The organism is Algihabitans sp. (genome assembly GCF_965226985.1).
Taxonomy (GTDB): domain Bacteria; phylum Pseudomonadota; class Alphaproteobacteria; order Kiloniellales; family DSM-21159; genus Algihabitans.
The window spans coordinates 2,258,428-2,273,382 of sequence record NZ_OZ245712.1 but is presented as its reverse complement, the minus strand read 5'-3'; the positions used below and the strand labels follow the sequence as shown (position 1 = coordinate 2,273,382).

The following is a 14,955-nucleotide window of genomic DNA, read 5'->3' as shown; positions in this document are numbered from 1 at the left end:
TATGAGCCACGATCTCGCCACGCTGCTCTACCTGGGCGCCAGTATCTGCTTCATCCTCGCGCTCAAGGGCTTGTCGCATCCGGAGACGAGCCGGCGCGGGAATAAGCTGGGCATGATCGGCATGGGCATCGCCGTTCTGGTGACGCTCTTCATGCTGCCCGAACTGAACTTCTTTCTGATCTTCAGCGGTATTCTGATCGGCGGCGCCATCGGCACGATCATCGCGCTGCGCATCCAGATGACGGCTCTGCCCCAGCTGGTCGCCGCCTTCCACTCGCTGGTCGGCCTCGCCGCCGTTCTGGTCGCAGCCGCCGCCTTCTACAATCCGGAAGCCTACGGTATTGGCCAGGCCGGAGAGATCAAGACGACCTCCCTGGTCGAGATGGCCATCGGCACGGCGATCGGCGCCATCACATTCACCGGGTCGCTTGTCGCCTTCGCGAAGCTTCAGGGGCTGGTCTCCGGCAAGCCGGTGGTCTTCCCGATGCAGCATTGGCTCAACCTGGGCCTGGGCCTGCTGACCATCGTCATGATCATCGCTTTGGTCAGCGGCCAGTCGGGCGTGACCTTCTGGATCATCGTTCTCATTACCCTGGCGCTCGGCGTACTGATCATCATCCCGATCGGCGGGGCCGACATGCCGGTGGTGATCTCCATGCTGAACAGCTACTCGGGCTGGGCGGCGGCGGGCATCGGCTTCACGCTGGAGAACAATCTGCTGATCATCACGGGGGCGCTGGTCGGCTCCTCCGGCGCGATCCTCAGCTACATCATGTGCAAGGGCATGAACCGCTCCTTCTTCTCCGTCATTCTGGGCGGATTCGGCGGGGAGTCGGCGGCGGCCAGCGGCGGCGGAGACGAGGGCGACAAGACCTGGCAGCAAGGCTCCGCCGAGGACGCCGCCTTCATGATGCGCAATGCCGAGAAGGTTATCATCGTGCCGGGCTACGGCATGGCGGTGGCCCAGGCGCAGCATGCCCTGCGCGAGATGGCCGAGCTGCTGAAGGCCGAGGGCGTCGAGGTCAAGTACGCGATCCATCCGGTGGCGGGCCGCATGCCAGGCCATATGAACGTACTGCTCGCCGAGGCCAGCGTGCCCTACGACGAGGTCTTCGAGATGGACGAGATCAATACGGAGTTCCGCGATACCGAGGTGGCCTTCGTGATCGGCGCCAACGACGTGACCAACCCCTCGGCCAAGACCGACAGTTCCAGCCCGATCTACGGGATGCCGGTGCTCAACGTCGAAGAGTCGCAGAACGTGCTCTTCGTAAAACGCTCCATGGGCTCGGGCTACGCCGGCGTCGACAACCCGGTCTTCTACATGGACAAGACCTACATGCTGCTCGCCGACGCCAAGAAGATGTGCGAGAGCATCGTTAAGGCGCTCGAGAAATAGGCTTTGCCGCTTTCGCGGTTGGACGGGGGGCTGGTTCGGCCCCCCGTTGCTTTGTGCGTTTCATCGTTTGAGAGGGCGGGAGTATGGCTGTTTCAAAGATCGGTATCATCGGGGCTGGCACGATGGGGAGCGGGATTGCGATTGCCTCCTCGGCGCGCGGGATCGCCGTGACGCTTTACGACGTGACGGAAAGCCAGCTCGCGAAGGCCCAGGGCGAGGCGGCGACCTTCTTCGGCCGTGCCGTCGACAAGGGGCGGATGAGCGCGGAGGAGGCCGAGGCGGCGCAGGGACGGATCGCCGTGACCGGCGCGTTGCCGGACTTGGCCGAGTCCGATCTGCTGATCGAGGCGGTGTTCGAGGACTTCGACCTTAAGGCCCGCACCTTCGAATCGCTCTCGCCGATTGCCCGCTCCGATGCTCTGATCGCGACCAACACCTCATGCCTGAAGGTCTCCGACCTGGCGCAGCACGTGGCCGCGCCGGAGCGCTTCCTCGGGCTGCACTACTTCAGCCCGGCCCAGATCAATCCGCTGGTCGAGGTGGTGCGTGGCACCGCCACCAGCGAAGCGACGGTCGCGGCAGCCTTGGAGTTCTGCCAGGGTACCGGCAAGAAACCCCTGCTCTGCAAGGACAATTTCGGTTTCGCCGTGAATCGCTTCTTCTGTCCCTACACCAACGAGGCCTCGCGCTGCGTGGATGACGGACTCGGCACGCCGGCCCAGATCGACCGCGTGGCGCAGGAGGCGCTGGGCGTGGCCGCTGGGCCCTTCTTCGTGCAGAACATCATCAAGCCGCGCATCAACCTGCACGCGGTACGCAACCTGAAGCCGCTCGGTGCCTTCTATGCGCCGGCGGACTATCTAACCCGGGCCGGCGAGGCGGAAGAGGCCTTCGATCTCGGCAGCGACCCGGGACCGGACGCGCAGCGCGACCGGCCGATCGCCGAGCGCTTGCTGGGAGCCACCTTTCTGCCGGTTCTGGAAGAGCTGGATGAGGAGGTGGCGGGACCGGCCGACATCGACATGGGGGCGGAGGTGGCCTTGCGCTTCGGCCGCCAGCCTTGCGAACTGATGGATTCGCTGGGGCGAGTCGAGGTGGAGCGATTGGTGCGGCCGCTGGCGGAGCGCTACGGCGCGGCCTTGCCGAAGTCGTTGGAGCGCGTCGGCAGTTTGCGAAGCTAGCTTGGCCGCGCCGCTTCCGCCGGTGGGTGGCGGCACACTGCACCTGCCTTGAAGACACGGAAAGCCGGGCGAGGGGCCCGGCTTTTTCGTGCTAACCGCGAAACGTCTTGCAGTCTCGGCTTTCGCCGGACGCCAGCGCTAGAAGCCTTCGCGCTCCATGCGCTTGCGCAGAAGCTTGCGGTGGCGGCGCACGGCTTCGGCGCGCTCGCGCTTACGCTTCTGAGAAGGCTTCTCGAAGTGCCGACGCAGCTTCATCTCGCGGAAAATACCCTCGCGCTGCATCTTCTTCTTCAGCGCGCGCAGGGCCTGATCGACGTTATTCTCACGAACGGTAACGTGCACCTTGTCTCGACCTCCTCGTCGATGTCTTGCGGTCCACTGAGTGACGGATCGCCTGGAGCCTGACGGTCTCGCCTCACGGAAAACGGCCTGCCTTGGGGCAGACCGGGCGCGACTCGAGCTACAGGCAAACACAATAACCCGCCGGCGAGGCCTAGCGGGAACAGGCGATATAGCACTGGGCATCGGAAAAGAAAAGGGCGGAAAGCGAGAGCATGCGGGCAGGGTGGCGCGAGATATCGAGCCTGCCGGAGCGGACCTGGATGTGATCGCAGGTCCTCGGCTGTCCCAGCTCCGCGATCCGGCTCCGGTCTCCGACTGCGCCTTCTTGACGCTCGCGGCGGCCAAGGAAACGCGATCACGTCGGACTTCGGACGGTGGACGATCCACCCGCGCGACGCCATAGTCTGGCGATGGCAATTCTAAAGATCGCCCGCATGGGCCATCCCGTCCTTCTGCAACCGGCCGAACCCGTCACCGACCCAACCGCGCCGGAGATCCGGCGGTTGGTGGCGGACATGATCGAGACCATGCAGGACGCGCCCGGCACCGGGTTGGCCGCGCCTCAGGTTCATGTCCCGCTCAGGCTGGTGATCTTCAAGGTCGCGCCCGAACGTGCGCGGACCGAGGGGGCGGAGGCCGTGGAACTGACCGTCCTGATCAATCCCGAGATCGAACCGCTGTCGGAGGAGACGGCCCTGGGGTGGGAGGCGTGTCTGTCGGTGCCCGAGTTGGCGGGGCTGGTGCCGCGCTGGACGCGGATCCGCTACAGCGGTCTCGATCTCGACGGCATGCGGATCGAACGCGAGGCCAGCGGCTTCCATGCCCGGGTGGTGCAGCACGAGTGCGATCATCTGGACGGCATTCTCTATCCTCAACGCATGAAGAACCTGAAGGATCTGCTTTTTTCGTCGGAACTGCGGCACTGGGCCGGCGAGGCGCCGCATGCTGCTGCGGAGTCCGCTCGGGCCGCGGGTTCACCGAACATCAAGGAGGCATCATGACCCAAGCCGAGGCTTTCGAGGCACGTCGGAGCGAGTTGCTGCAGACCGCCGTGCAGCACGTCGCCTTCGACGGCTGGAGCGGGCAGGCGCTGATCGCCGGCGCGCGCGATCTGGGCCTCTCAATGGCCGAGGCTCAGAACCTCTTTCCCGGAGGCGCGCGCGAGCTGCTGGAGGCTTTCAGCGCCGAGATGGACCGCCGGATGCTCGAAGAGATGGAGCGCCATCCGCTGGAGGACATGCGGGTGCGCGACAAGGTGGCCCTGGGCGTTCGAAGCCGTCTCGAACTGCTGGAACCCTATCGGGAAGAGACGCAGCGCGCGCTCTCTTTCCTCGCCTTGCCGCCCAACCTTCCCTTGGGGAGCCGGCTGGTCTGGCGGACCTGCGATCTGATCTGGTACGCCGCCGGCGATACCGCGACCGACTACAACTACTACACCAAGCGGTCGCTCTTGGCCGGTGTCTACTCCTCGACTCTGCTTTACTGGCTGTCCGACCGCTCTGAGGATTCGGCCGCGAGCTGGGACTTTCTCGACCGCCGGCTGACCAACGTGCTGAAGATCGGCGGCACGCTCGGCAAGTCGATCCAACGCCTGATGGACGCACCGAGCAGCCTATTCAACCGAAGTCGTGGCTTCGGCCCCCGCGTCTGAGCTTTACGTAGCGAATAGTCTGGACCCGGATCGACCCGCGATCAACGAAGACCCGCGATCAACGAAGACCGGCGATCTGCGACGAGGCCGCTTCAGCCCCGTGGCGACAGCTTGGTGACGTGGCCCATCTTGCGGCCCGGGCGCGCCTCGGCCTTGCCGTAGAGGTGCAGACGGGCGCCGGGCTCGGCCAGGATCTCGGCCCAGCGGCCCGCCTCTTCGCCGATCAGGTTCTTCATCACGGCATCGGAGTGGCGCTCGCAAGAGCCGAGCGGCAGACCGCAGACGGCGCGGATCTGCTGCTCGAACTGGCTGGTCGCGCAGGCATCGATGGTCCAGTGGCCCGAGTTGTGCGGGCGCGGGGCCAGTTCGTTGACCAGGATCTTCCCCTCGGTGGTCAGGAACATCTCGATGGCGATCACACCGACCAGGTCGAGCGCCTCCGCGATACGGCGGGCGTAGCCCTCGGCCCGGTCGGCCGCGTCCTGCGGGATGCGGGCCGGAACGATGGTTTGATCCAGGATGTGGTTGCGATGCTGGTTCTCGACCGGCACGTAGGTCTCGATCTGACCGTCCAGGCTGCGTGCGACGACCACGGAGATCTCGAGCCGGAAATCGACGAAGGCTTCCAGAATTCCGACGGTCTCGCCGGCCTGACCTGCCGTATGGGCGCTGATCTCCACCCAGGCTGTCTCCGCGTCCGCCTCCCGGCGCAGCAGCGCCTGGCCCTTGCCGTCGTAGCCGAACTCGGTCGTCTTGAGCACCGCCGGCCGACCCAGTTCGCGAAGTGCGCGGCGCGCGCCCTCGGCATCGCGCACCTCGGCGTAGCGGGTCGTCGCGACCTCGATGGAGGCGAGGAAGTCCTTTTCCCGCAGGCGGTTCTGGCAGAGGTTCAAGACCTGGGGGCCGGGACGGACGGGCACGCGGCCGTCTAGAAAGGCGGCGGTCGCTGCAGGAACGTTCTCGAACTCGTAGGTCACGACGTCGACGGCCTCTGCAAAGGCCGCGAGGGCGGTTTCATCGTTGTAGTCGGCGAGGGTTGAAAGGTTTGTCACCTGGTGCGCCGGGCCGTCTGCGGTCGGTCCGAAGACGTGGCAGCGGTAGCCCAGCCTTGCTGCCGCCAGGGCGGCCATACGGCCGAGCTGGCCGTCGCCGAGCATGCCCACGACGGCGCCGGGTGCCAAGGGGGCGGGGGACGACGGCGGTCTGGAGGGCACGGAGCGGTTATCCGACATGGGGGCAATGGCCTCTCGCAGAGGCCAAGCAGGCCGGACGGCGAGGTATGGCCTCAGACATCGTCATGCGGCACCTCTGCCACGCTTTCGGTCTGGCGGCTTCGGAAGTTGTCCAGCGCCGCCGCCGCCTGGGCATCCTCCAACGCGATTACGGCAGCCGCCAGCAGGCCTGCATTCTTGGCGCCCGCCTTGCCGATTGCCAGGGTTCCCACCGGGATGCCCCCCGGCATCTGCACGATGGATAGCAGCGAATCCAGACCGCTCAGGGCCTGACTTTCCACCGGGACGCCGAAGACGGGCAGGGCTGTGTTGGCGGCGACCATACCCGGCAGGTGCGCCGCGCCTCCGGCTCCCGCGACGATCACCTTCAGACCGCGTTCCCGAGCCCCTTGTGCGTAGTCGCGCAGCCGTTCGGGGGTGCGGTGCGCGGAGACGATCCGGGTTTCGTAGCCGAGACCCAATTCATCCAGCACCTCTGCGGCGTGACGAAGGGTGGGCCAGTCCGACTGGCTGCCCATGATGATTCCGATTTTCGGCGCTGCGTCCGCCATTCCCGATCCCCAAGGTTTTGAAGTGCTTTCCGGGGCTCATCGATCGACTGCACCCCTGGTCGACTGCCCCCCAATCCACTGTTTCGCCGTCGACCGCTCGCGAAAGTCGGCGATTATTCAGATCGCGATGGTCGGGAGCAAGCGCGATCGCCTGCCGGCGCGATCTTGGCGAAGCCGGACGAGGAGCCGCTAAGGCGCGACTCCGGCGTGCCCAGTTGAATATCTGTATACGATTGTGCTGGATGCTGGGCGTTATGAAGAAAGCTTTTACCAATGGTCCCTTAGGATTCGAATTGGTTCGGCTTGGCCCTTCTGCAACCGGTCCTAGGGCATTGGAGGGTCGGGGGCCACCTAAGGACCGCATACGCCGGCGCCGGATACTGGCGCCCTAGGCTGGGGGAAACGACGGATCCCATGAAGATTGGGAGTTCCACAGGGCCACGCGGTTCGGTCAGAACCGGAGCGGCCGGCAACGTTTCGGGCGTGCGCTCGACCGGAGCCGCGGCGCCAGCAGGCGCGGCTGGCGGTGCCGGTGGTGTGGGCGCGGTTGCGGACGCGGCCTCGCTCCTCGGTCTGTCGGAAGCGGAGCTCACGCCGAAGGTCCGTGCGGCGCTGGACCAGTTAATCGGTGAAGTTGTGCGCCTGCGCGAAGATCTCGACCGGGCGCGTCGCCGAATCGGGCACCTGGAAGAATTGGCGGATCAGGACAGCCTATTGCCGCTGGCCAACCGCCGCGCGTTCCTCCGCGAGTTGACGCGCCTGATGGCCTTCGCGGAACGCTACGACTCCCCGGGGGCCGTGATCTACTTCGACGTCAACGGGATGAAGCAGATCAACGACAGCTACGGGCATCCCGCCGGCGATGCCGCCCTTAGGCATGTGGCCGAAGCGCTGCTGCAGATCACCCGTGGCTCCGACGTGGTGGGGCGGCTCGGCGGCGACGAGTTCGGCGTCATCCTGGTCGAGGTCGACGAGCAGACCGCGCTGCAGAAGGCGCAGGATCTGACCAACGCCATCGTTTCCGAACCGGCTGTGTGGCAAGGTCATGAGCTGACCGTCGGCGTGTCCTACGGTGTCTACGCCTTTTCCGGTAAGGAGGAGGTAGATGAGGCCCTGTCGGCCGCCGACCAGCGCATGTACGCGCACAAACGCGGCAATGCGGTCGCCGTCAACGAATAGCCTTCAAGGACTGACGGAGCGAATACGGTGGCTGCCTGAGGCGGCGGTCGTTCCGATCTTAGCGCGTCGGCTAGGCGATGATGTCGGGCAGCAAAAGGCCTTCGATTCGAAGAATCTCGTCCTTCAGGACGAGTTTGCGCTTCTTCAGGCGCTGGACCTTCAGCTGATCGAAGGGGGCGACCTCCGCGACGCGGGCAATAACGTCATCCAGGTCGCGGTGCTCGCACTTCATCTCCTCCAGCTCGACCCTGAGCCGTTCCTTTTCCGCTTCGTTGAGACGCATAGTGCGGCAATCCGTCGACAGTACAAATCCTTTGACCGGCGAGCATAGCATGTCGCGGCGTCGCTGCGCAGACTTGTCGCGCGGGAACGCATGACGGAAAGTCGGAGCGCCGGCCAGGTGTCGGAAGGGCTGAAGGTCCGGCGATAGCATGCCGACCAACGGCCCGAACAAAAGACGTGGGGCAAGAGCGAGGGAGGGTGGCGGCAGGGGCATGGCGGATATCGGGCGCATCGGGATACTGACCAGCGGCGGCGACTGCGCGGGCCTGAACGCGGTGATCCGCGCGGTGGTTCAGCGCGCGACCTACGGTTACGGCTGGCAGGTGGTGGGCATCCATAAGGGCACGGCCGGTCTGCTGACCCGTCCCTTCGAGGCGGAGGTTCTGAACCTCTCTCAGTTCACGGGCAGCTTACTGCGTATGGCGGGGACCGTGTTGGGCACCACCAACAAGGGCGACCCTTTCGACTACCCCATGCCGGACGGACGCAGGATCGACAGGTCGGAAGAGATCATCGCGGGCATCCGCGAACTGGGCCTGGACGCGGTGATCGGCATCGGCGGCGACGGTTCGCTGGCGATCCTCCGACGGCTGGCGGAGCAGGGCGGCATCCCGTTGGTGGCGATTCCCAAGACCATCGATAACGACCTGGGCGATACCGAGGTGGCCATCGGTCATGACACCGCCGTGGAGGTGGCGACCGAGGCGCTGGATCACCTGCAGCCGACCGCCGCCAGCCACGATCGGGTCATGGTGTTGGAGGTCATGGGCCGCGACGCCGGGCATATCGCCCTTTCGGCCGGTATTGCCGGTGGCGCCGACGTCATTCTGATCCCGGAGATCCCTTACAGCATCGACAGCATCGCCGGAAAGATCGGCCGGCTGCGGCAGTCCGGCCGCAACTTCGCGCTGGTCATCGTGGCGGAGGCTCTGCGGACCGAGACGGGGGAGCCGGTAGCGGAAACGAAGCAGAGCGGCGACGTCCACTACGGCGGGATCGGCCATTACATCGGGCGCCGCATCGCCGAGGCGACGGGCGCTGAAACTCGGGTCACCGTGCTGGGGCATATCCAGCGGGGCGGGACGCCGACGCCGCGCGACCGCCTGATGGCCTCTAGCTTCGGCGTTCACGCCGTCGATCTGATTGCCGAGGGCCGCTTCGACCGCATGGTGGCCTGGGCCGGGCGCGGCGTCATCGACGTCCCCATCGTCGATGCCATCAAGGCCTATCACGCCGTGGAGACGGACGGAGCCTTGGTGCGGACAGCCCGCGGTCTCGGTATCTCCTTCGGCGACGATTTCAGCGATGACTAGCGCTGCTGACGTCCCGGACCGGGGGAGGCCGGAGAGTGACCTGTCGGAAGCGAGCTCGTCGGGGGGCTCGCCCTTCTGGCGGTTCTCCCTAGCCGCCTATGCCCGGCCGGAGGTGCAGGAGGCCTGCATCACGCTGCAGGACATGCACGGATTGGACGTGAACCTGCTGCTCTACGCCTGCTTCGCGGGCGCAAGGGGACATGCTCTGACGCGGCAGGAACTGGAGATCCTGAACGGCGCGGTCGAGGCCTGGCACCTCGAGGTCGTGCGCCCGCTGCGCGGTGCGCGGCGCTGGATGAAACGCCAGGATCTGGATGGCGCGGGGCAGGCCTTGCGCGAGGGGATCAAGGCGGCCGAACTGGAAGCGGAGCGGATCGAACAGGAGGCACTCTGGACGGCCCTGTCCCTTCCGGAAGGGCGACCCAGTGGAGAGGCCATTGCTCAAAACCTCAGCCTGCTGCTGCTGGACCGTGCGGATCTGGCCGGCGGCGCCGACGTCATGGCCTTGGAAACTCTGACCGAGGCCAGTTTACGCGCCAGCGTCGAGGGCTGATCGCAGCTTGCTTCGGCGCGACAGCCGGTTCAGCTCTGGGTTTGCCGCTTGCGCGCCCGTACCACCTTGCCGTCATCGTCCGGTTCGCCCCAGCGTGTGACCAGGGGCGACTCCAGGTCGAAGAGATCGAGCACGCGGCCGACCGATTGGTCGACCAGGTCCTGGATCGTCTGCGGGTTGGCGTAGAAGGCCGGAACCGGCGGCGCCACGACCGCGCCCATCTCCGACAAAGCCAGCAGGTTGCGCAGATGGCCGCTATGCAGCGGCGTTTCGCGCAGCATCAGCACCAGACGCCGCCGCTCCTTAAGCGTGACGTCGGCCGCCCGGGTCAGCAGGTTCGAGGTGGCGCCGGTGGCGATCTCCGACATCGAGCGGATCGAGCAGGGGGCGATGACCATGCCCAGCGTCTTGAAGGAGCCGCTGGAAATGGCGGCGCCGATGTCCTCGATGGGGTAGACGACGTCGGCCAGCGCCTTCACCTGCCGCACTTTGATGTCGGTCTCGTAGGCCAGCGTGATCTCGGCGGACTTGGTCATGACCAGATGGCTTTCGACCGGCAGTGCCAGCAGCGCCTCCAACAGGCGCAGGCCGTAGACGACGCCGCTGGCGCCGCTGATCCCGACGATCAGTCGGGCAGCTCTGCCGACCGACTCTTCATGCATTCCCGACACTTGAAACTCCCGACTGCTGTGCTCTCATTATAGGTTCAGACTGCAATTCCCGTGTTCCGTGGAACCGATGCGGCTTCCATCGAACAGGATCGCCCTCTAGACTCGTCTTGAATTGCAGTGACCGCGAACAGTGCCTTAGGCTTTGTGAAATGGGTTGGCTGGTAGAATCACCAAGTTATCACCAGACTTCGCCCGCCGGAGCGCTTCACAAATCCGGTGGAGAGGGGTAACATATTTTCCATAACCCACATAAGGAGACGAAGCATGTCGGTGCACGACCGGATCGAGTCCCTGCGCAGTCAGCATGCTGTTGTGGACAACGCCATCCGTGAAGAAAGCCATCGACCTCACCCCGACGAACTTCGACTCCACGAACTTAAGCGCGAGAAGCTGAGACTTAAGGACGAGATCGCCACAATGCAGACGGTGGTTCCGCCCATCGAGGCCGAACTCCGCGCCTGAACCCCAGCCCCAACCCTATGCCCCACTGCGGCCCGCCTGTCGGTGTCGTTTCTAGGTCGGTTTCGGGTTTTTCAAAGAGATCCGTCTGAGCGGCGCTTTGCCGGCTCGTTGCGGCGGCTGTTCGATTGGCACGGTCTCGTTCCATCGTTTAGGCCTTTGCCATGACCAAGTCATGGTTCTCGCCCAAGGTGGAAAAACGCGACAGCGCGATCGAAGGGCGCGGTCTTTTCGCCTGCAGCGCTATCGCTGCGAGTGAGGCCGTCGCCGTCAAGGGCGGCCACGTCTTCGACCGGGCTGAGCGCGACCGGCTCGCTGAAACCCTGGGGCCGGCTGAGATCCAGATCTCCGAGCACCTCTTTCTCGGGCCGAGGACCCAGGAAGAGCGTGCCGACAGCATGCTGTACCTCAATCATTCTTGTACGCCCAACCTTGCCATTGAGGGGCAGATCGTCTTCGTCGCCTTGCGGGATATCGTCGCCGGGGAAGAACTGACCTTCGACTACGCCACCGGCGACGACGACGACTGGGCCATGCAGTGCTGCTGCGGTGCAGCCGATTGCCGGGGTGTCGTAACGGGCCAGGACTGGCGCAAGCCCGAGCTGCAGCGGAAATACGCCGGACGTTTCGCGGCCTACTTGCAACGCAAGATCAACGGCGACGTCGGGGAGTCGGGCTGAGACCGCTTGCCGCTCGACTGACCGGCTGGCCTTTTCTGTCGCTTCGTGAAATCGGGGCCGGAAAAGCTTCAGCCGCCTGACTCTGTAAGGGAGCCAGGCGGCTGAAGTCGAAATTTCCGGAGGCGGAGCCGGATGGCTCCGCCTCGAAAGATGAAACCCGCCGTCGCCGTTAGGCCGCGCTTCGCTTTAGCCAGCGCATACCGAAGAGGCCGCCCAAAGCCGTAAGCAGGAACCAGGCCGCGGCCGGCAAGGGCACCGGGTGCACTTCGAGGCTCGCCACCAGATTGGCCTTGTTCGAGCGATGCTCCTTGGTCAGCCAGTTCTCGAACTGCTCGCCGTTCACCTGGAAGCCGGCGATCGTGAAGAGGTACTTCATGCCGTCAACGACGACGGACTCGGAGGCGCCCTCGTTCAAGGTGGCCGTGACGATGTCGTCGCAGGTGCTGCGGCTGCCGGTTGGGCAACGACCCCAGACGTTGGGCGTCTCGGTGTGCTCGAAGTCGAACAGCGAGGTGACCTTGAAGGGCGTGTCGCTGCCCTTGATCAGCCCTTCGAAGGTAACCGACAGGGAAATGCTCGACAGGGGCGTGCCGTAGATCGGGTAGTTCAGATGCTTGAAGCTGCCGATCCTGAAGCTGTCGCCCGCCTCCAGGTCGGACGGCGTGGTCCTGGCCCGGAAATCGTAACCGCTGCGGCTGCCCCACCAGCTGGCTGGGATGCCCCAGCGCGCGGAGACCGTGCGGCCCTCGTTGTCGATGTAGACGTTGCTCGGATCGGGGTTCAACCAACTTGCGGTAATGTTGGTTACCGTCGCGCCCATGACCGCGGCCTTCGCGGGATAGGCCGTTGCGACCACCGCAACAGCAAACATCACCCCGCCAAGGGCCAGTTTCGTCACTCTTTTCATCATTTCCCCTCTGCGGCCGCCGTGCGCTGCCGCCCCCAAAGAACTTAACATTCAATTAATATTTGAGGCTTTTATAGGATAAAGTCAAGCCAACAATCATCACACAAGGTGCCTGGAGGGAAATTAGGAACCAATCTAACCATATGCAATGGTTAGAAAAAATGGTTAACATCCTCGTATAAAATATGGAGATCAATCCGTTAAGGCGCGGCGGCCCCTTGCTTGACCGCTGTCAGGTGGTACGGCGACTGCCGGCCAAAAAAACGGCGGCAGCCAGCATCATGCTGCCGGCGATTCGGTTCATGAGTCGCAGGCGTGTCGCCGTCAGATGCAGTCTCCTGACCCGCGAACCGGCGGTTGCATAGAGGCAGGCGGCACAGAACTCGACGGGGATGTAGAGCGCGCCGAGCCAGAGAAGTTGGATCCAGGTCTGGGACCCCGGTACGACGAACTGCGGCAGGAAGGCGGTAAACAGCAGGATGGCCTTGGGGTTGGTGATCGCGACCAGGAACTCCTTGCGGGCCAGAGCCAGAGTGCCCCCTGGCGGCACGTCGACCGTCCCGCCATTCAGCTCGAGTTCGCGCGAAGTCCAGAGCCGGATGCCCAGGTAAGTCAGATAGGCGACGCCCAGCCACTTTATGATCGTGAAGGCCAGTTCAGAGGCTGCGAGGATCGCCCCCAGACCCGCCGCCACGAGGGCGATCATCAGGGAAAAGGCCGCAAGACGTCCGAGCAGACTGACGAGAGTCGCCTTCAGACCCGCCCGCGCGCCGTTGATCAGCGATAGCAGGTTGTTCGCCCCCGGCGAAGCCGCGACCAGGGCCGCGGCAGGCAGAAATATCAGAAGCTGTTCGAGGGTCATTGCTCCAACTCGTTTTGGCGCCTTTCGGACCGGTGGGATCTCCTCAGATGCCCGAGCTAGCTCTGCCGGCTCTGTTCCCTAAGGGCGAACTTCTGGATCTTGCCGGTGGAGGTCTTGGGCAGCTCGGTGAAGATCACATGGCGCGGACATTTGAAGTGCGCGAGGTTGTCCCGGCAGAAGGCGATCAGTTCCTCCGCGCTCGCCTCGACGCCGGGTTTCAGCTCTACGAAGGCGCAGGGCGTTTCCCCCCACTTGTCGTCGGGCTTGGCGACCACGGCGACGGCCGCGACGGCGGGATGGCGGTAGAGCGCGCTCTCGACCTCGATGGAGGAGATGTTCTCGCCGCCGGAGATGATGATGTCCTTGGAGCGGTCCTTGAGCTGGATGTAGCCGTCCGGGTGGGTCACGCCCAGATCGCCGGTATGGAACCAGCCGTCCGCCAGGGCGCTGTCGGTGGCGCTCGGGTTCTTCAGGTAGCCCTTCATGACGATGTTGCCGCGCATGAAGACCTCGCCCAGCGTCTCGCCGTCCCAGGGCAGCGGCTGCAGCGTCTGTGGATCGGCGACCATCAGCCCGTCCAAAACCGGGTAGGACACGCCTTGGCGCGACTTGAGATCCGCCTGCTCCTCGATGGGACGGTCGCTCCACTCCTCGTGCCAGGCGCAGACGACGGCGGGGCCGTAGACCTCGGTCAGTCCGTAGACGTGGGTCACCTCGAAGCCTTCCTCCTGCATGGCGGCCAGCACGCTGGCCGGCGGCGGTGCGGCCGCCGTCATCATCTGGACCTGCTGCGGGAAGGGCCGTTTCTGCTCGGGCGTGGCGCCGAGGATCATCTGCATCACGATGGGGGCGCCGCAGAGATGCGTCACGCCCTCCTCCGCCAGGGCCCTGTAGATCGTGGCGGCCTCGACCCGGCGCAAGCAGACGTGGGTTCCGGCCAGCGCCGTCACGGTCCAGGGAAAGCACCAGCCGCTGCAATGGAACATCGGCAACGTCCAGAGGTAGACCGCATGGGCCGGCATGCTCCAGGTCAGGATGTTGCCCAGGGCGTTCAGGTAGGCACCGCGATGATGATAGACGACGCCCTTGGGATTGCCGGTGGTGCCGCTGGTGTAGTTGAGGGCGATGGCGTCCCACTCGTCGGCCGGCCGATGGCCGTGAAAGTCGGGATCGCCCTCGGCCAGGAAGTCTTCGTACTCGACCTCGCCCAGGCGTTCGCCGCCCGGACCCTGCGGGTCGTCCACGTCGATCACCAGGATCTCGCGGTCTAGGCGTTTCAGGACAGCCGCGATGGTGCCGTGGAACTCGCTGTCCGTGATCAGGACCTTGGCTTCCCCGTGCTCCAAGATGAAGGCGATGGTGTCCGCATCCAGCCGCACGTTGAGGGCGTTCAGCACGGCCCCGGTCATGGGAACGCCCAGATGCGCCTCCCACATCGGGGGCGTGTTGGGGCACATGACGGAGACCGTGTCGCCCAAGCCGATCCCCCGCTTGGACAGCGCCGAGGCCAGCCGCCGGCAGCGTTCGGCGGCCTGGCGCCAGGTGAAGCGCTGGCTTCCATGGACCACCGCCGGCCGTTCGGGGAAGACCGCCGCTGCCCGCTCCAGAAATCCCAGGGGCGTCAGCGGCACGTAGTTGGCTGCGTTGGGTTCAAGGTGCAGTTCGAAGGGATCCGGTCCCGTCATGGCAAGGC

Annotated in this window: 17 protein-coding genes; 9 read left to right on the top strand and 8 right to left on the bottom strand. The window is 65.0% G+C overall.

All coding sequences use genetic code 11. The features are described from left to right. Window position 1: 1 nt before the first annotated feature. Both ACO054_RS10475 and ACO054_RS10470 read left to right on the top strand, forming a co-directional pair. On the top strand, window positions 2–1,399 hold the full coding sequence (locus tag ACO054_RS10475) for an NAD(P)(+) transhydrogenase (Re/Si-specific) subunit beta (protein ID WP_421706515.1): 1,398 nt from the start codon (window positions 2–4) through the stop codon (window positions 1,397–1,399). An 83-nt stretch (window positions 1,400–1,482) separates the two neighbouring features. Continuing rightward, entirely contained in the window at window positions 1,483–2,580 is a 1,098-nt protein-coding gene (locus tag ACO054_RS10470; protein WP_421706514.1) for a 3-hydroxyacyl-CoA dehydrogenase family protein, read from the top strand. A gap of 138 nt (window positions 2,581–2,718) precedes the next feature. On the opposite strand, the gene rpsU is transcribed toward ACO054_RS10470, so the two are convergent. Then, window positions 2,719–2,922, bottom strand: a complete 204-nt coding sequence (gene rpsU / locus ACO054_RS10465; protein ID WP_119166197.1) for a 30S ribosomal protein S21 — start codon at window positions 2,920–2,922, stop codon at window positions 2,719–2,721. 410 nt (window positions 2,923–3,332) lie between these two features. On the opposite strand from rpsU, the gene def reads away from it, so the two are divergent. After that, window positions 3,333–3,923, top strand: a complete 591-nt coding sequence (gene def, locus ACO054_RS10460) for a peptide deformylase (protein ID WP_421706513.1) — start codon at window positions 3,333–3,335, stop codon at window positions 3,921–3,923. Next, on the top strand, window positions 3,920–4,573 hold the full coding sequence (locus tag ACO054_RS10455; protein ID WP_421706512.1) for a COQ9 family protein: 654 nt from the start codon (window positions 3,920–3,922) through the stop codon (window positions 4,571–4,573). Before def ends, ACO054_RS10455 begins: the two co-directional genes overlap by 4 nt. Window positions 4,574–4,665: 92 nt before the next feature. Here the strand turns inward: ACO054_RS10455 and ACO054_RS10450 are convergent, their stop codons facing one another. Together ACO054_RS10450 and purE are read right to left on the bottom strand one after the other, a co-directional pair. Next, the gene (locus ACO054_RS10450; protein WP_421706511.1) at window positions 4,666–5,805 is read right to left on the bottom strand and encodes a 5-(carboxyamino)imidazole ribonucleotide synthase; all 1,140 of its coding nucleotides are present in this window, start codon (window positions 5,803–5,805) and stop codon (window positions 4,666–4,668) included. A gap of 53 nt (window positions 5,806–5,858) precedes the next feature. Next, window positions 5,859–6,356 carry a 5-(carboxyamino)imidazole ribonucleotide mutase gene (purE, locus tag ACO054_RS10445; protein WP_421706510.1) on the bottom strand — a complete coding sequence of 166 codons (498 nt, stop codon included), beginning with the start codon at window positions 6,354–6,356 and terminating at the stop codon, window positions 5,859–5,861. A 414-nt stretch (window positions 6,357–6,770) separates the two neighbouring features. Here purE and ACO054_RS10440 point away from each other — a divergent pair, with 414 nt between their 5' ends. Beyond that, the gene (locus ACO054_RS10440; protein ID WP_421706509.1) at window positions 6,771–7,535 is read left to right on the top strand and encodes a GGDEF domain-containing protein; all 765 of its coding nucleotides are present in this window, start codon (window positions 6,771–6,773) and stop codon (window positions 7,533–7,535) included. A gap of 70 nt (window positions 7,536–7,605) precedes the next feature. Here ACO054_RS10440 and ACO054_RS10435 read toward each other — a convergent pair whose 3' ends face one another. Next, a complete protein-coding gene (locus ACO054_RS10435) occupies window positions 7,606–7,818 on the bottom strand; it encodes a YdcH family protein (RefSeq protein WP_421706508.1) in 213 nt (70 codons plus the stop codon). 211 nt (window positions 7,819–8,029) lie between these two features. On the opposite strand from ACO054_RS10435, the gene ACO054_RS10430 reads away from it, so the two are divergent. Next, on the top strand, window positions 8,030–9,130 hold the full coding sequence (locus ACO054_RS10430; protein WP_421706507.1) for an ATP-dependent 6-phosphofructokinase: 1,101 nt from the start codon (window positions 8,030–8,032) through the stop codon (window positions 9,128–9,130). Beyond that, window positions 9,123–9,683 (top strand): TIGR02444 family protein, encoded by a 561-nt coding sequence (locus ACO054_RS10425; protein WP_421706506.1) that lies wholly within the window; start codon window positions 9,123–9,125, stop codon window positions 9,681–9,683. The genes ACO054_RS10430 and ACO054_RS10425 overlap by 8 nt, the downstream gene beginning before the upstream one ends. 29 nt (window positions 9,684–9,712) lie before the next feature. On the opposite strand, the gene ACO054_RS10420 is transcribed toward ACO054_RS10425, so the two are convergent. After that, entirely contained in the window at window positions 9,713–10,345 is a 633-nt protein-coding gene (locus ACO054_RS10420; RefSeq protein WP_421706505.1) for a UbiX family flavin prenyltransferase, read from the bottom strand. 273 nt (window positions 10,346–10,618) lie between these two features. Here ACO054_RS10420 and ACO054_RS10415 point away from each other — a divergent pair, with 273 nt between their 5' ends. Further along, complete coding sequence (locus tag ACO054_RS10415) at window positions 10,619–10,816, top strand: YdcH family protein (RefSeq protein WP_421706504.1); 198 nt, start codon at window positions 10,619–10,621, stop codon at window positions 10,814–10,816. A 161-nt stretch (window positions 10,817–10,977) separates the two neighbouring features. Continuing rightward, window positions 10,978–11,493 carry an SET domain-containing protein gene (locus ACO054_RS10410; protein WP_421706503.1) on the top strand — a complete coding sequence of 172 codons (516 nt, stop codon included), beginning with the start codon at window positions 10,978–10,980 and terminating at the stop codon, window positions 11,491–11,493. Window positions 11,494–11,662: 169 nt separating this feature from the next. Here the strand turns inward: ACO054_RS10410 and ACO054_RS10405 are convergent, their stop codons facing one another. The 3 genes from ACO054_RS10405 to ACO054_RS10395 form a co-directional block, all read right to left on the bottom strand. After that, window positions 11,663–12,391 (bottom strand): THxN family PEP-CTERM protein, encoded by a 729-nt coding sequence (locus ACO054_RS10405; protein ID WP_421706502.1) that lies wholly within the window; start codon window positions 12,389–12,391, stop codon window positions 11,663–11,665. 241 nt (window positions 12,392–12,632) lie between these two features. Further along, window positions 12,633–13,262, bottom strand: coding sequence for a LysE family translocator (locus tag ACO054_RS10400; RefSeq protein ID WP_421706501.1), 630 nt, complete (start codon window positions 13,260–13,262; stop codon window positions 12,633–12,635). A 56-nt stretch (window positions 13,263–13,318) separates the two neighbouring features. Beyond that, entirely contained in the window at window positions 13,319–14,947 is a 1,629-nt protein-coding gene (locus ACO054_RS10395) for an acyl-CoA synthetase (protein WP_421706500.1), read from the bottom strand. Between the last annotated feature and the right edge of the window lie 8 nt (window positions 14,948–14,955).